This window comes from Streptomyces griseochromogenes (assembly GCF_001542625.1).
Taxonomy (GTDB): domain Bacteria; phylum Actinomycetota; class Actinomycetes; order Streptomycetales; family Streptomycetaceae; genus Streptomyces; species Streptomyces griseochromogenes.
The window spans coordinates 9,541,701-9,557,023 of record NZ_CP016279.1 but is presented as its reverse complement, the minus strand read 5'-3'; the positions used below and the strand labels follow the sequence as shown (position 1 = coordinate 9,557,023).

Below are 15,323 nucleotides of genomic sequence, written 5' to 3'. Positions count from 1 at the left end.
TCCTCACATCCGGAAGACGCCGAACTGGGGGTCTCCCAGTGGCGCGTTGGCGCAGGCCGTCAGGGCGAGTCCCAGCACCTGACGGGTGTCCAGCGGGTCGATCACGCCGTCGTCCCAGAGGCGGGCGGTGGCGTAGTAGGCGTTGCCCTGGCGCTCGTACTGCGCGCGGACCGGCGCCTTGAAGGCCTCTTCCTCCTCGGCCGGCCAGTCCTCGCCGCGCGCCTCCAGCTGGTCGCGCTTGACGGTCGCGAGGACGGAGGCGGCCTGCTCACCGCCCATGACCGAGATCTTGGCGTTGGGCCACATCCACAGGAAGCGGGGGGAGTAGGCCCGGCCGCACATCGAGTAGTTGCCCGCGCCGTACGAGCCGCCGACGACGACGGTCAGCTTGGGCACCCGGGTGCATGCCACGGCCGTCACCATCTTGGCGCCGTGCTTGGCGATGCCACCCGCCTCGTAGTCCTTGCCGACCATGAACCCGGAGATGTTCTGCAGGAACACCAGCGGGATGCCGCGCTGGTCGCACAGCTCGATGAAGTGGGCGCCCTTCTGGGCGGACTCGGAGAAGAGGATGCCGTTGTTGGCGACGATCCCGACCGGGTGGCCGTGGATCCGGGCGAAGCCGGTGATCAGCGTCTGCCCGAACTCGGCCTTGAACTCGGCGAAACGCGAGCCGTCCGCCACGCGCGCGATGATCTCGCGGACGTCGTAGGGGGTGCGGGAGTCCACGGGGACGGCGCCGTAGAGCCCGTACGGGTCCACCTTCGGCTCCGCGACCGGCGTGACCTCCCAGGGCGGGGACTGCCGGGCGGGCAGCGTGGCCACGATGTTCCGCACGATCCTCAGGGCGTGCGCGTCGTCCTCGGCGAGGTGGTCGGTGACGCCGGAGATCCGGGAGTGGACCTCGCCGCCGCCCAGCTCCTCGGCGGTGACGACCTCGCCGGTCGCCGCCTTCACCAGGGGCGGGCCGCCCAGGAAGATCGTGCCCTGATTGCGGACGATCACGGCCTCGTCGCTCATCGCCGGGACGTACGCGCCGCCGGCCGTGCACGACCCGAGGACGGCCGCGATCTGTGGAATCCCGGCGCCGGACATCCGGGCCTGATTGTAGAAGATCCGCCCGAAGTGGTCACGGTCGGGGAAGACCTCGTCCTGCATCGGCAGGAAGGCCCCGCCGGAGTCCACGAGGTAGACGCACGGCAGCCGGTTGTCCAGGGCCACCTCCTGCGCGCGCAGGTGCTTCTTCACCGTCATCGGGTAGTACGTGCCGCCCTTGACGGTGGCGTCGTTGGCGACGATCACGCACTCGCGGCCGCTGACCCGCCCGATCCCGGCGATCACGCCGGCGGCCGGGGCCTGCCCGTCGTACATCCCGTCGGCCGCGAGGGGAGCCAGCTCCAGGAACGGCGACCCGGGGTCGAGCAGCGTGTCCACCCTGTCTCTCGGCAGCAGCTTGCCGCGCGCCGTGTGCCGGGCCCGCGCCTTCTCACCGCCGCCGAGGGCGGCCACGGCCAGCTTGGCGCGCAGTTCCTCGTTGAGTGCGAGGTGGGCTCGTTCATTGGCCCGCCAGGCCTCCGACGCGGGATCGGCCGCGCTCGTCAGCTCCGGTGCCTCGTGCATCCTGCGGTCCCCTCACCCAGTGGTCGTACTGTTAATGAGCGTTAACCATTTCCTTCAGGTTAACGACCGCTAACCTCGCTGTCTAGAATTGCTGGCATGGTCACCAGAACCGACGCCCCCACCCGACGCGAGCAGATCCTCAAGGAGGCCGCCCGGCTCTTCGCCGAGCGCGGTTTCCACGGTGTCGGCGTGGACGAGATAGGAGCGGCGGTCGGCATCAGCGGCCCCGGCCTGTACCGGCACTTCCCGGGCAAGGACGCGATGCTCGCGGAGCTGCTGGTCGGCATCAGTGGCCAGCTGCTGACCGGGGCCAAGCGGCGCCTGGCGGAGGCCGACGGGCAGATGAGCGCCTCGGCGCTGCTGGACTCGCTCATCGAGGGGCACATCGACTTCGCCCTGGACGACCGTCCCCTGATCACCCTGCACGACCGCGAGCTGGACCGGCTGCGCGACAGTGACCGCAAGCTGGTGCGCCAGCTGCAGCGGCAGTACGTCGAGCTGTGGGTCGAGGTGGTGCGGGAGGTGTATCCCGAGCTGACCGAGCCGGCCGCCCGCTCGGCCGTCCACTCGGTCTTCGGTCTGCTGAACTCCACCCCGCACCTGGGCCGGGCAGGGACGCTTCCGGGGCGCGGCGTCACGGCGGCCCTGCTGCACCGGATGGCGCGGGGAGCGTTCGCGGCGGCGGGCGCGGCCCAGGGCTGACGCCGCCCGTCGGCGTGACGAGCGTTACGGCCGGCCCCCTCTGGACGGGATTCCGTACTCGCCGGTACGGTTGCATCTGAGCAAGCGCTTAGACATGCCGTAGTCCCTGGAGGTGGCCGGAGTGCGCCGCACGCTGTTCAACGAGGATCACGAGGCGTTCCGGGAGACCATCCGCGCCTTCATCGAGGCCGAGGTCGTGCCCGTCTACGACGAGTGGTTCGCCGCCGGTCAGGCCCCCCGCGAGTTCTACTACAAGCTCGCCGAGCTGGGCGTCTTCGGCATCAAGGTCGACGAGGAGTACGGCGGCGCCGGCATCGACTCCTACAAGTTCGAGGCCGTCCTCTACGAGGAGACGGCCCGCGCGGGCGTCCAGTTCGGCGGCTCCGGCGTGCACGTGCTGCTCGGCCTGCCCTACATCAAGCTGCTCGCCACCGACGAGCAGAAGAAGCGCTACCTGCCGAAGTTCGTCTCCGCCGAGGAGATGTGGGCCATCGCGATGACCGAGCCGGGCACCGGCTCCGACCTCGCGGGCATGAAGACCACCGCCAAGCTCTCCGAGGACGGCACGCACTACGTCCTCAACGGCGCCAAGACCTTCATCACCGGCGGTGTGCACGCCGACCGCATGATCGTCTGCGCCCGCACCGCCGCGCCCACCGCCGAGGACCGCCGCCACGGCATCTCGCTCTTCGTGGTGGACACCAAGGCCGAGGGCTACTCGGTCGGCCGCAAGCTCGACAAGCTCGGCCTGAAGACCTCCGACACCGCCGAGTTGGCGTTCGTCGACGTCAAGGTGCCCGTCGAGGACCTCCTCGGCGAGGAGAACAAGGGCTTCTACTACCTCGGCCACAACCTGGCCTCCGAGCGCTGGGGCATCGCCTTCGGCGCGTACGCGCAGGCCAAGGCCGCCATCCGGTTCGCCAAGGACTACGTCAAGGAGCGCACCGTCTTCGGCCAGCCCGTCGCCGCGTTCCAGAACACCAAGTTCGAGCTGGCCGCCTGCCAGGCCGAGGTGGACGCGGCCGAGGCCGTCGTCGACCGCGCCACGGAGGCCCTCGACGCCGGTGAGCTGACCCCCGCCGAGGCCGCCAGCGCCAAGCTGTTCGCCACCGAGGTCGCGCACCGCGTGATCGACCGCTGCCTGCAGCTGCACGGCGGCTACGGCTTCATGAACGAGTACCCGATCGCCCGCCTGTACGCGGACAACCGTGTCAACCGCATCTACGGCGGCACCAGCGAGATCATGAAGTCGATCATCGCCAAGGACATGGGCCTGTAAGGTCACGGCAATCACTGGCCGGTACAACTAACGCCATGAGTCAGGCACTTCAGGACCTCCTCGATCTGCTCGACCTCGAGCAGATCGAGGAGGACATCTTCCGCGGCCGGTCCCGCTCCGCCGTCGTCCCGCGCGTCTTCGGCGGGCAGGTCGCGGCGCAGGCGCTGGTCGCCGCCGGGCGGACGGTCCCCGCGGACCGGCCCGCCCACTCCCTGCACGCGTACTTCCTGCGTCCGGGCGACCCCGGCGCGCCGATCGTCTACAGCGTCGACCGCATCCGCGACGGCCGGTCGTTCACCACCCGCCGCGTGGTCGCCGTCCAGCACGGCAAGCCGATCTTCCACCTCTCGGCGTCCTTCCAGACGTACGAGGAGGGCCTGGAGCACCAGGCCCCGATGCCGCCCGCGCCCGACCCGGCGACCCTGCCCACCTCCCACGAGCGGCTGCGCGGCTACGACCACCTCGCCCCCGAGGTCGTCGAGCGGTTCCTGGAGGCCCGCGAGGCGATCGATCTGCGCTACGTGGACGAGCCGCCGTACGGGCAGTTCGGCGAGCCGCGCGAGCCGCACAGCCAGGTGTGGTTCCGCACCAACGGCAAGCTGAACGACGACCCCCTGCTGCACGTCGTCCTCGCCACCTACGTCTCCGACATGACCCTCCTCGACTCCGTGCTGCTCGCGCACGGGCGCGGCGGCTGGGCCGTGGGGGACGTCGTGGGGGCGTCGCTGGACCACGCGATGTGGTTCCACCGGCCCTTCCGTGCCGACGAGTGGCTGCTGTACGACCAGGAGTCGCCCTCCGCGCACGGCGGCCGCGGCCTCGGCCAGGCCCGCATATACACCCAGGACGGCAGACTGGCCATCACGGTCATCCAGGAGGGTGTCGTCCGGGTGCCGCGCTGACCCGCTACGGATTGGTTTCCTGAGGTGCCAAGTTGCGGTTGCGGGATTAGACTTTCCAAGTGAAAGCCGCAGTGCACGGCACGCGCGGCCGACGAGGAGCAGAGAACTTCCTGACCTCAGCCGCGGCACCCGACGGCGCAACAGCGCACGGGCGGGTCGCAGGCGTCGGCCGATGGCACGTGTCGCTCATGAGCCAGCGGTGACATCCGAAAGACCGTGCCGCACCCTCCCTCATCGTGCGGCGGCGGCCATCCACCTCGCGCGCTTCCGTCCCGGGAGCCGTGAGAGACGATGGAACGGAAGGTATCTCCTATGCGAGCACAACGCACGAGGCGTCTTTTCGCCCTGTCCGCAGCAGGTGTGCTGCTGGCCGGTGGAGCCGCACTCGGCGCCGCGGGAACCGCCTCGGCGGGGTCGTACGACAACCACAACGACCACGGTTCCTACAGCAGGGGCTGCGGAGACCATGGCGGGTGGGGTGATGACTGCGGCTACGGCGGAGACCATGGCGGCTACGGCGGAGACCACGGCGGCTACGGCGGAGACCACGGCGGCTACGGCGGAGACCACGGCGGATACGGCGGTGGTGACCACGGTGGCGGCGGTTACGGTGGCGGAGGCCACGGTGGCGGCGGTTACGGTGGCGGAGGCCACGGCGGCGGTGGCGGAGGCCACGGCGGCGGCGGTGGCGGAGGCCACGGCGGCGGCGGAGGTGGCGGAGGCCACTGAGTCGATTCCCGCCTGAACACGATGTGCGGCACCGCGTGCGGGGCCGCACATCCCGTCAGTCCAGTTCCGCCGCGCTCAGCAGATACGCCGTCATGGGGTCGTAGTAACGCGGGCTGATCACATGATCGTCGAGTGGCACCGCCACCTGGAGGGTGCCCTCGGACTCGGCGAGGAACAGCGCCGGGTCGTTGCAGTCGGCGTACCCGACGGAGTCGAGGCCGTGCTGTGCGGCGTATCCGGCCCAGCCGTGGTCGGCGACCACCAGGTCCGGCAGCGCACGCCCCGCGCGCTCAAGTCCGGTCAGAATCGCCCGCATCGGTTCGCCGGAGTGGGTGTGCCAGAGCGTCGCGCCGTGTTCCAGCACGGCCACGTCCGCGAACTGCATGACGTACCCCTCGTCCGTCTGCAGTCCGTCCGGGATGACGACGATCTCGCAGCCGGCGGCGCGCAGCGCCGCGGCCGTGGCCCGGTGCACATCCAGCAGGCCGCCCGGGTGCCCGGTCGCGAACAGCACCCGCTGGCGGCCGTCGGCCGCCTTGCGCAGCCGGCGCGCGAGGCGCTCCAGCGCGTCGACGGTCAGCTCGGGGTCGATGGTGTCCTGCCCGTACCGGTACTCGGGATCGTCGTTGACACCCACCCGTTCGGCCATGACCGCGAGCACGTCCTGCTCGTCCGACCAGCGATCGCCCAGTTCCAGACCGAACCAGTAGTGGCGGTCGCCGTTGGCCAGCTTGCGGTAGTGGGAGAGGTTGTTCTCGCGGGGCGTGGCGACGTCCCCCGCGATACGGGTCCGCACCAGGTGGTCGACGAGCTGGGCGCGGCTGGGTGTCCCGGGTATCGGCATGCCCTCCATTGTGGGGCAGGGAGCGGCGGCGCGTCTTCGGCATATCGACCCTGGGACACGGGTCACTCAGTGATGCCGCAGTGCGAACCACAGCTCCATCCGCACGTCCGGATCGTCCAGGTCGGCGTCCAACAGCGCTCCACAGCGGGCGATCCGCTGCCGCACGGTGTTGCGGTGCACCTCCAGGGCCACCGCCGTACGGTCCCAACTGCCGTGCAGGGACAGCCAGGTCCGCAGAGTGTCGGCGAGCGCGGGCCGGTCCGCGAGCGGTGCGAGCAGCGCCCGGGCGTGCGCTCGGGCGTCCGCCGGGGGCACCAGGTCCTCAAGGCCCGGCCGGGCGCCGTGCCGGGCCAGGGCGGTGCGGGTGGCGCGGGCGCGGGCCAGGGCGCGCGCCGCCTGGGTGTCGGCCGCGGGCCACTCCCGCGGGCCGACGGCCGCGCTGACCCCGAGGGTCCAGCCCGGCTGCGGCGCCGGCTCGCGCCCGGCGGCCACCAGCACCCGTACGACGTCCCGGGCGAGGTCGACCAGCGGCGAGCCCAGCGCCGCCCCGAGCGCCGCGGCGGCCAGGGCGTCCGGCGGCTGGGCCTCCGGCCGCGCGTGCACCACGAGCCAGGGCCCCTTTCCGACGAGCGGTGCCACCTCCTCCGGGGGCGAGCCGAGGAGCAGCCGCACGAGCGCGGAGGACCGTGCGGCACCGGCACCGCTGTGGTGCTCGCCGGTGAGCAGTGACAGCAGGACGGCGGCGACGGAGGCGATGGTGTGATCGCCCGGCTCACGTCCCGTGCTGGCCACCCCGAGCACGAACCCGTCTCCGGATCCCAGTGCGTAGGCGGCCAGGTGGGTGTCGGCGAGCGTGTCGGTGGCGGAGGAGGGGGCGTGGCGGGGGGCGCCGTCCGGATCCTGGTCCGGCGTGGAGCTCGTCCGGCCCGGTGGCCGTACGACTGCCGTCAGCCCCGAAAGCGCCTCCTTGACCTGCTCGGACGGCTCCCGGCCCGCTGCCGCGATCACGGTGCCGTCGGGTCCGTAGAGGGCGGCGTTGCCGCTCAGCCGCTGGGCCAGTCGGCGCAGGACCGAGGGGACCGGGTCCGGACGGGACGCGGCCGCCGCGAGGCTCTGCTGAGCCTCTGTGACGCGGCGCAGCTCGGCCAGGCGGGCCTGTGCCATCAGCTGCCAGACCGCGCGGGCCACTCCCGAGAAGGTCGTCTGGGGCGGGACCTCCAGCAGCGGCAGGCCGTACGCGTCGCACGCGGCGACCAGCGCGCGCGGGACCGTGTCGTGGACGGGGGCGAGGCCGAAACCGAGGGCCGCACCGCCCGCGGCCACGATCCGGGAGACGTAGTCGTCGAAGTAGTCCCCCAGTCTCGAATCCTCCCCATGACCGGGGGCGCCACCGTCCGAGCCCGTCGCCTCCGGGACGTGCACTCCGGCGGTCAGCAGCAGCTCGCCGCCCAGCAGGTACGGGTACGGGTCGGCCATCTCCGAGGTGTGCGCCCAGTGGATCACCGTGTCCGGGTCCGAGGGGCCCGCGATCTGCCGCAGGGCCAGGTCCTCCCGGGCCAGCAGGGCCGACAGCGGGACCGGTGGGGTCGGTGGGACTGCTGGGGCGACCGTCTCCGGCATGGTGTGCGTTCCTTCCACCCCGTACGGCTTCGATTGGATGAAACGTACACTTCGCAGTCGCTGTCCGGCCACCTAGTGTCAAGTCGGCACGGCAGCCGCGGGTACGGGCGGATGTCCCCGCGGTCCGCTGCCGTCGCTCCTCTTCCGGGTAATCCCCACGTCTCTGCACGACACGCCACCGACAGCGCGCGAAGGAGGGCCCCACATGGCCGTCGACTACACGGTGATCGTCGTCTATCTGGCCGGCATGCTGGCCATGGGCTGGTGGGGCATGCGCCGCGCCAGGTCGAAGAGCGAGTTCCTGGTGGCCGGCCGTCGCCTCGGGCCCGCCATGTACTCCGGCACGATGGCGGCGATCGTCCTCGGCGGCGCCTCCACCATCGGCGGCGTGGGGCTCGGATACCGGTACGGCCTCTCCGGCGCCTGGATGGTCTTCACCATCGGCCTCGGCCTGCTGGCCCTGTCGGTCTTCTTCTCGGCCCGCATCGCCCGCCTGAAGGTCTACACGGTCTCCGAGATGCTGGACCTGCGCTACGGAGACACGAGGGCGGCGCGCAGCGCCTCGGTTGAGGGTGGTGGTGGGAGACGGGTGGGCAGGGCCGGCCTGATCTCGGGCGTGGTCATGTGGGCGTACACCCTCATGCTGGCGGTCACCTCGACCATCGCCTACGCAACGATCTTCGACGTCCTCTTCGACATGAACCGCACCGTCGCGATCGTCCTCGGCGGCGCGATCGTCGTCGCCTACTCGACCCTCGGCGGCATGTGGTCCATCACGCTCACCGACATGGTGCAGTTCGTGGTCAAGACGATCGGTGTGCTGCTCCTCCTGCTGCCCATCGCGGTCGTCAAGGCGGGCGGCTTCTCCGAGATGAGGGCCAAGCTGCCGACCTCGTACTTCGACCCGCTGGGCATCGGCGGCGAGACGATCTTCACCTACGTGCTGATCTACACCTTCGGCATGCTGATCGGCCAGGACATCTGGCAGCGCGTGTTCACCGCCCGCAGCGACAGGACCGCCAAGTGGGGCGGCACGGGGGCCGGGACCTACTGTCTGGTCTACGCCCTCGCCGGCGCCGTCATCGGCACCGCGGCCAAGGTCCTCTACCCGAAGCTCGGCAGTCCCGACGACGCCTTCGCCACCATCGTCAAGGACGAACTGCCCGTCGGCGTGCGCGGCCTGGTGCTGGCCGCCGCCCTGGCCGCCGTGATGTCCACCTCCTCCGGCGCCCTGATCGCCTGTGCCACGGTCGCCAACAACGACATCTGGTCCCGGCTGCGGGGCGTGGTGCGCCGGGGCGGCGAGGAGCACGACGAGGTGAAGGGCAACCGCGTCTTCATCCTGATCATGGGCGTCGCGGTGATCGGCACGGCGATCGCGCTGAACAACGTGGTCGAGGCCCTGACCGTCGCCTACAACCTCCTCGTCGGCGGCCTGCTCGTGCCCATCCTCGGCGGGCTGCTGTGGAAGCGCGGCACCGTGCAGGGCGCCCTCGCCTCCGTGCTGGTCGGCGGCCTCGCCGTGATCGGCCTGATGGCGGGCTACGGCATCCTCGCCAACGAGCCGGTCTACTACGGCCTGCTCGCCTCCCTCGCCGCCTATGCGGTCGTCTCCCTGGCGACCAGGCCCACCGACGAGGCCGTCCTCACCGTGTGGCGCGAGCGCCTCGCGGGACGGTCCCCCGAACTCGAGTCCGAACCGGTCCCGGCTCACCAGTAGAGTCGTATGGAAAGCAGTACATGCGCGATGAAGCGCAAGAAAGAAGGCATTTCATCATGAGCAGCAACGAGACGCCCCGCGGCCCCGTCGACTCCTCCCGCATCCCGCGGTACGCCGGACCCGCGACCTTCGCCCGGCTGCCCCGCCTCGACGAGGTCGGCACCGCCGACGTCGCCGTGGTCGGCGTGCCGTTCGACTCCGGTGTCTCGTACCGGCCGGGCGCCCGCTTCGGCGGCAACGCCATCCGCGAGGCGTCCCGGCTCCTGCGCCCCTACAACCCGGCGCAGGACGCGTCGCCGTTCGCGCTGGCGCAGGTCGCCGACGGCGGCGACATCGCCGTGAACCCGTTCAACATCAACGAGGCCGTGGACACCATCGAGGCGGCCGCGGACGAGCTGCTCGGCACCGGCGCCCGCCTGATGACCCTGGGCGGTGACCACACCATCGCCCTGCCCCTTCTGAGGTCCGTGGCGAAGAAGCACGGCCCGGTGGCCCTGCTCCACTTCGACGCCCACCTGGACACCTGGGACACCTACTTCGGCGCCGAGTACACGCACGGCACCCCGTTCCGCCGCGCGGTCGAGGAGGGCATCCTCGACACCTCCGCCCTCTCCCACGTCGGCACCCGAGGCCCGCTGTACGGCAAGCAGGACCTCACGGACGACGAGAAGATGGGCTTCGGCATCGTCACCTCCGCGGACATCTACCGCCGCGGCGCCGACGAGGTCGCCGACCAGCTGCGCCAGCGTATCGGCGACCGCCCGCTGTACATCTCCATCGACATCGACTGCCTCGACCCGGCCCACGCGCCCGGCACCGGCACGCCGGAGGCGGGCGGCATGACCTCCCGCGAGCTGCTGGAGATCCTGCGCGGGCTGGCATCGTGCAACCTGGTGTCGGCGGACGTGGTCGAGGTCGCCCCGGCGTACGACCACGCCGAGATCACCTCGGTCGCCGCCTCGCACACGGCCTACGAACTGACCACCATCATGAGCCGCCAGATCGCGGCGGCCCGGAAGGACGCGTAAGCGACGTGACCCACGACCACGACCTGGTACTCCGTCCGACCGAAGCGCAGATCTCGACCGCGCTGAACCCTCCCCCGGGGCGCATCGGCGGGGACCTGGTCGTGGAAACGCTGGCGGGGCTGGGCGCGACGACGGTCTTCGGCCTGCCCGGCCAGCACGCGCTGGGCATGTTCGACGCCCTGCGCAGGTCCGCTCTTCGCCATGTGGGCCTGCGGGTGGAGAACAACGCGGGTTTCGCGGCGGACGCGTACGGCCGTATGACCGGCGAGGCGGCCCCGCTGCTGCTGTCGACGGGCCCGGGAGCCCTGACCTCGCTGGCGGCCCTCCAGGAAGCGGCCGCCGCGTCCGCCCCGGTCCTGGCGATCAGCAGCCAGGTACCGACGGCGGGACTGGGCGGCGGCCGCCACGGCTACCTCCACGAACTCCCTGACCAGACGGCCTCGTTCAGGGGTGTGGTCAAGTCCGTCCACACGGTCCGCACCCAGTCCCAGATCCCCTCCGCGATCGCGGCGGCCTGGAAGTCGGCGCTGACGGCTCCGCACGGCCCGGTGTGGGTGGAGATCCCGCAGGACGTACTGCTCGCTCCGACCACGCTGCCGGTGGTGACGGCGCCGGACGCGACCCCGGAGGACCTGGTCCCGCGCCCCGAACTGACGGCGGTGGCGGCGCACCTGCTGTCGCGGGCCGAGCGTCCGGCGATCATCGCGGGCGGCGGGGTCGTACGCTCCGACGCCTCGGGGAAGCTGAAGGCGCTGGCCGAGAGGCTCGACGCACCGGTGGTCACGACCTTCGGCGGCAAGGGCGCCTTCCCCTGGAACCACCCCCTGTCCCTCCAGTCGTGGCTGGAGGACCGCCACACCACGGACTTCCTGGAGGACGCGGACGTCCTTCTGGTGGTCGGCTCGGGCCTCGGTGAACTCTCCTCGAACTACCACACGTTCAAGCCCCGGGGCCGCGTGATCCAGATCGAGGCGGACCTGGGCAAGCTGGAGTCCAACCACCCGGCCCTCGGCATCCACGCGGACGCCCGCCTGGCGCTGCAGGCCCTGCTGGAGACGGTGGAGGAACGGACCGACGAGTCGGCGCCGGAGCGGGTACGGGACCTGCTGTCCCGGGTTTCGCAGCGCATCGCCGCCCAGGAACTGACCCTGGAACAGGACGTGCTGGCGGCCGTCCGCCGCGCCCTGCCGGCCGACTCACCGTCCTTCTGGGACATGACGATCCTGGCGTACTGGGCCTGGTCGGCGTTCGACCCCCGCGGCGCGAACACCATGCACTCGGCCCAGGGCGCCGGCGGCCTCGGCTACGGCTTCCCGGCGGCGCTCGGCGCGGCGGCGGCCGACCCGACGTGCCCGGTGCTGGCGGTGTCGGGCGACGGCGGAGCCCTGTACTCGATCGCGGAACTGGCGACGGCTCGCCAGTACGACCTGCCGGTCACCTGGCTGATCGTCGACGACGGCGGCTACGGCATCCTCCGCGAGTACATGACGGACGCCTTCGGCCAGGCGACGGCGACGGAGCTGACGCGTCCGGACTACGTGGCCCTGGCGGAGTCCTTCGGCGTCCCCGGCGTCCGCACGACCGCCGAATCCCTGGAGGCGGACCTGGCGAAGGCCCTGACCTCCCCGGGCCCGTCGGTGGTCGTCCTCCCGGCGGTGCTGAGGATGTTCGCGCCGACGCACCTGGGTTGAGGCTGTTCTCCCGGGCCTCCTATGATCATGGGCATGTCCGCCCTCCGTGAGCGTTCCGCCCACAGTCAACTGGCCCCCGGTGAGCAGCTCCTGGCGTACGGCTCCGTCGTCCCCGCCAAGAGCGCCAAGGGTGTCGGCATCGGCGCGGCTGTCGCGAGCGGGCTGGTCAACTCCGTCGGCGCGCAGGCCGGCGGGGCCGGCAGCATCGCCGCGGGGATGCCGCGCACCTCCGGCGCGCTGCTGCTGAGGGTGACCGACCAGCGCGTCGGCCTGGTCCGGCCCCTGGACGGCACCCCGGTGTGGGAGGTGCCGCGGGCCTGGGTGACCCGGGTCGAACGCCGGCCCCGGACCCAGCTGATGGCCCGTTTCCGGCTGCACTACGCCGACGGCTCCTGGCTCGCCTTCCTCACGATGCGGCGCCGCACGATCGAGCAGTTCCGCTCGCTCATCGGCTGAGTGACGCCTCTTCCCCGCCGGGGCGGGGACGTCCGCGCCCACACGCCTGGACCAGGGCCGGGTGTCCGACGAGTCGGGTGACGGAGCCTAGATTCCGGCTACGACACCGGCGACAACGGCCACCGTCATGGCCGCCTGCATCTCGCGGATCGCGGTACGTACGCTCTCGGCCGCCCACTGGCCGGCCGCGACCTCCGCCATCCGGTCGGCCACCTCCTTGCGCGGGGCATGGGGGAAGGCCAGGCGGTGCAGCTTGGCGGCGTGGATCAGGGCGATGAGGCCCGCCGTGCGGACGTCCGGGACGGCGCCCTCCAGGACGACGGCCCGGAGCCGCTGCCGCAACTCCGTCTCAGGCCCGCTGTCGGCCTCGGGGTAGCGACGGGTCGGGAACAGGCCGAGGGCCTTGTGCTGCTGCTCGACGACGATGCCCCGCGCGCACAGGCTTTCCATGGCCGCTTTCGTGGCCTTGCTCTGGTCCCTTGTCAGCCAGTCCGCCACGCGCCGCTTGTCGTGGCCGTGCAGCCAGGTGTCGAGCAGCGCCAGCCGCTCATCGAGCGGTGGCTCACCGATCGGTGTTCCGTCCGTCACGGTGAGGTACTTGCCTTCGACGGACGCTCTTCCGGCGAGAACCAGTTCCAGCAGGAACCCGCCTGCGACGGCCCAGCCCGCCGCCTGTCGCTGCTCCGCCACCCCGGACTTGTCGTCCAGGGACAGCAGCATGATTTCCTCGGCCAGTGTGACGGCCATCGTCGGTCCCCAGGTGCATGTCGTGATCGTTACAGCCGGCCTTTCAGACGTCCGGGGCCACCAGGAGGTTCCCGCGGTGTCCCCCCGAAGGGCGTCCTAGTCGGAGTTTTCCCAGATCAGCACCCCGGGGCCGTCCGGCGTCAGGACCGGGACCCACGCCTCGTCGACCTCGGCGAGGCGTGACTCGTCCAGGGTCAGGGGAGCAGGGAACAGATCGTTCCGGTTCGTGGAGCCGTGGACGTGGAAGGCGACCGCTGCCCTCAGCCGGCCGAGCAGTTCCTCCGGCCAGTCCATGCCTCTGCTTCCCCGCCCCTTCAGCTCACCGACGAAGATCTCCTTCAGCTCGTCGTCGAGCCCCTGCCCGAACAGGGGGATCAGATAGCCCTCCTGCGCGTACTGGACGCAGCCGAACCCTCCGCCCTGCGCCTGGTAGACCACGCCGGTCTCGGCCGCCACGACGACGAAGGCCCAGCCCTGGTCCGCGCCCGTGCCGTCCGGGCCGAGGAAGATGTACCGCCGGTCGTCGTCCGCGTCGGTCATGAGGGGGAGCGTGGCACAGGGCGGGCTCGTGGCGGCCGGGTCCGGCACCCTGGCATGGGAGATCTGCGCGTGCGGCGTACCCCTCGCCGCGACCGCCCCCACTCGCCCGCCGCGCATCAGCAGCCGCCCGGACCCACCCCGTCGATCCGGCCGCCGAAGTCGCCGCCGTACTGCGAGCGCCAGTCGCCGTTGAAGACGTCCCGCTTCTCGACCGGATCCCAGTTGATCAGGCACGCGCGCGTGGAGGCGACGAAGGAGCCCACGTTGTCATGGAGGTTGGGCGGCATGTCGCGGTAGCCGCTGCGGGCCGTCCACTCCCAGTAGTCCCCGCCGAAGCCCTCCCCGCTCCAGAAGCACACCGAGCCGTCGGGACAGGAGGGCGCGGCCGCCTGGGCCGAGGCGGACTGGGCGGGCAGGACGAGGGCGGTCAGAGCGAGGACAGCGGCCAGGGACCAGGACCGAATCTTCACGAGGCTCTCCAGAAAGGGGAGTTGGGATGCCCCGGCCTGGGCGGCCGGGGCCTCGCCATGCTCGTGCCCGGGAGACGGGACACGCCCGGATGCATGATCGCCTTCACTGGTGTGGGCGAAGTAGTACGACGAACCGTTGCCGACGGCGTGCTCGTGCGACTACCTCGACAGGTCGTCCTCGAAGGGGTCATCGTAGGAACCCCACGCGAAGCCGTAGCCGCCTGTCTCGTCGTCGAAGAAGGCGCGCAGCCCGCGGTCCGGGAGACCGGGCCACTTGCAGAACGAACGCGTCGGCGTTGCCGGGAGAGGCCCACTCGGCCGTCAGGTCTGCGGCGAGGCCGCCGAGCGGGCTACGGAGACGGTAGGCGAAGGTGCTGCTCATGCTCGGCCCGAGGTCATGACGCCGGTGCCGTCCCGCCGAGCATCTCGTCCTCGTCGAAGCCGAGTTCCTCCTCGATGCCGAGTTCCTCGGCCGCGTGCCATTTCAGCGGCCCGGGCCGATCGCCGGTGGCTACGTCCCGCAGGACGGCGTGCGCTTCGGGCGTGCCGATCTCCGCCAGAGACCGGATGATCTTGGTGCACAAGGAGAAGAAGGGCGCATCGGACTCCCACCTGTCGTGGAGCAGGCGGCCGAGCGGGCCGACCGCCTCCGGGGCGCGAAGCTCCCCGAGCATGTCGACGAGGTCTTCGACCTGCACACCGCGCGCGTCCTTCGCGTCCGACCCGAGCGCGGACAGGAGGATCCCGGCGAGCCCGTCCGGGTGCAGATGCACGGCGAGGGCCGCGAATCGTTCGAACCGATGCCAGTCCCCGGAGTCGGCCATGCCCCGCAGCCGGCCGAGGATGCGCGTCCCGGCCTCAGGAACCTCGGCCGCCACGCCCGTGGCCTTCTCCTTGCCGACGTAGCCGGCACCGATGAGTGTGTCGACGCGGTCGATGAGCGGGTCCACGCCCTCCGCGGTACCTGGCATCAGA

The 15,323-nt window shown here is 71.4% G+C and carries 15 protein-coding genes; 8 read left to right on the top strand and 7 right to left on the bottom strand.

All coding sequences use genetic code 11. The features are described from left to right. Positions 1 to 3 precede the first annotated feature (3 nt). The gene (locus AVL59_RS41540) at positions 4 to 1,620 is read right to left on the bottom strand and encodes a carboxyl transferase domain-containing protein (protein ID WP_067314797.1); all 1,617 of its coding nucleotides are present in this window, start codon (positions 1,618 to 1,620) and stop codon (positions 4 to 6) included. A gap of 96 nt (positions 1,621 to 1,716) precedes the next feature. Between AVL59_RS41540 and AVL59_RS41535 the strand changes: the two genes are divergently transcribed. The 4 genes from AVL59_RS41535 (at position 1,717) to AVL59_RS53105 (ending at position 5,248) form a co-directional block, all read left to right on the top strand. After that, positions 1,717 to 2,322 (top strand): SACE_7040 family transcriptional regulator, encoded by a 606-nt coding sequence (locus tag AVL59_RS41535; RefSeq protein ID WP_067314795.1) that lies wholly within the window; start codon positions 1,717 to 1,719, stop codon positions 2,320 to 2,322. A 121-nt stretch (positions 2,323 to 2,443) separates the two neighbouring features. Continuing rightward, positions 2,444 to 3,601, top strand: a complete 1,158-nt coding sequence (locus AVL59_RS41530; protein ID WP_067314794.1) for an acyl-CoA dehydrogenase family protein — start codon at positions 2,444 to 2,446, stop codon at positions 3,599 to 3,601. A 35-nt stretch (positions 3,602 to 3,636) separates the two neighbouring features. Further along, complete coding sequence (gene tesB / locus AVL59_RS41525) at positions 3,637 to 4,503, top strand: acyl-CoA thioesterase II (RefSeq protein WP_067314792.1); 867 nt, start codon at positions 3,637 to 3,639, stop codon at positions 4,501 to 4,503. Positions 4,504 to 4,984: 481 nt separating this feature from the next. Next, positions 4,985 to 5,248, top strand: coding sequence for a hypothetical protein (locus AVL59_RS53105; RefSeq protein WP_162494781.1), 264 nt, complete (start codon positions 4,985 to 4,987; stop codon positions 5,246 to 5,248). Positions 5,249 to 5,287: 39 nt separating this feature from the next. On the opposite strand, the gene AVL59_RS41515 is transcribed toward AVL59_RS53105, so the two are convergent. Together AVL59_RS41515 and AVL59_RS41510 are read right to left on the bottom strand one after the other, a co-directional pair. Further along, positions 5,288 to 6,076: a phosphatase gene (locus AVL59_RS41515; protein ID WP_067314788.1), complete on the bottom strand. Its 789-nt coding sequence runs from the start codon at positions 6,074 to 6,076 to the stop codon at positions 5,288 to 5,290. Positions 6,077 to 6,142: 66 nt separating this feature from the next. Next, positions 6,143 to 7,696, bottom strand: coding sequence for a PucR family transcriptional regulator (locus tag AVL59_RS41510; RefSeq protein WP_208870538.1), 1,554 nt, complete (start codon positions 7,694 to 7,696; stop codon positions 6,143 to 6,145). Positions 7,697 to 7,901: 205 nt separating this feature from the next. On the opposite strand from AVL59_RS41510, the gene AVL59_RS41505 reads away from it, so the two are divergent. Genes AVL59_RS41505 through AVL59_RS41490 form a run of 4 tightly spaced genes read left to right on the top strand, consistent with a single transcriptional unit; the run spans position 7,902 to position 12,591 of the window. Next, on the top strand, positions 7,902 to 9,416 hold the full coding sequence (locus AVL59_RS41505; protein WP_067314785.1) for a sodium:solute symporter family protein: 1,515 nt from the start codon (positions 7,902 to 7,904) through the stop codon (positions 9,414 to 9,416). A gap of 56 nt (positions 9,417 to 9,472) precedes the next feature. Further along, the gene (speB, locus tag AVL59_RS41500) at positions 9,473 to 10,444 is read left to right on the top strand and encodes an agmatinase (RefSeq protein WP_067314783.1); all 972 of its coding nucleotides are present in this window, start codon (positions 9,473 to 9,475) and stop codon (positions 10,442 to 10,444) included. A gap of 5 nt (positions 10,445 to 10,449) precedes the next feature. Then, complete coding sequence (locus AVL59_RS41495) at positions 10,450 to 12,135, top strand: thiamine pyrophosphate-binding protein (RefSeq protein WP_067314782.1); 1,686 nt, start codon at positions 10,450 to 10,452, stop codon at positions 12,133 to 12,135. A gap of 33 nt (positions 12,136 to 12,168) precedes the next feature. Beyond that, positions 12,169 to 12,591, top strand: coding sequence for a hypothetical protein (locus tag AVL59_RS41490; protein ID WP_159400209.1), 423 nt, complete (start codon positions 12,169 to 12,171; stop codon positions 12,589 to 12,591). An 87-nt stretch (positions 12,592 to 12,678) separates the two neighbouring features. Here the strand turns inward: AVL59_RS41490 and AVL59_RS41485 are convergent, their stop codons facing one another. The 4 genes from AVL59_RS41485 to AVL59_RS41470 all read right to left on the bottom strand — a co-directional run bounded on the left by AVL59_RS41485 (position 12,679) and on the right by AVL59_RS41470 (position 15,319). Further along, complete coding sequence (locus AVL59_RS41485) at positions 12,679 to 13,338, bottom strand: GOLPH3/VPS74 family protein (protein WP_067314779.1); 660 nt, start codon at positions 13,336 to 13,338, stop codon at positions 12,679 to 12,681. A 96-nt stretch (positions 13,339 to 13,434) separates the two neighbouring features. Next, entirely contained in the window at positions 13,435 to 13,878 is a 444-nt protein-coding gene (locus AVL59_RS41480) for a DUF6210 family protein (protein ID WP_067314777.1), read from the bottom strand. A 116-nt stretch (positions 13,879 to 13,994) separates the two neighbouring features. Then, the gene (locus AVL59_RS41475) at positions 13,995 to 14,348 is read right to left on the bottom strand and encodes a peptidase inhibitor family I36 protein (RefSeq protein WP_067314775.1); all 354 of its coding nucleotides are present in this window, start codon (positions 14,346 to 14,348) and stop codon (positions 13,995 to 13,997) included. A gap of 395 nt (positions 14,349 to 14,743) precedes the next feature. Next, positions 14,744 to 15,319, bottom strand: a complete 576-nt coding sequence (locus AVL59_RS41470; RefSeq protein ID WP_067314773.1) for a hypothetical protein — start codon at positions 15,317 to 15,319, stop codon at positions 14,744 to 14,746. Positions 15,320 to 15,323 lie beyond the last annotated feature (4 nt).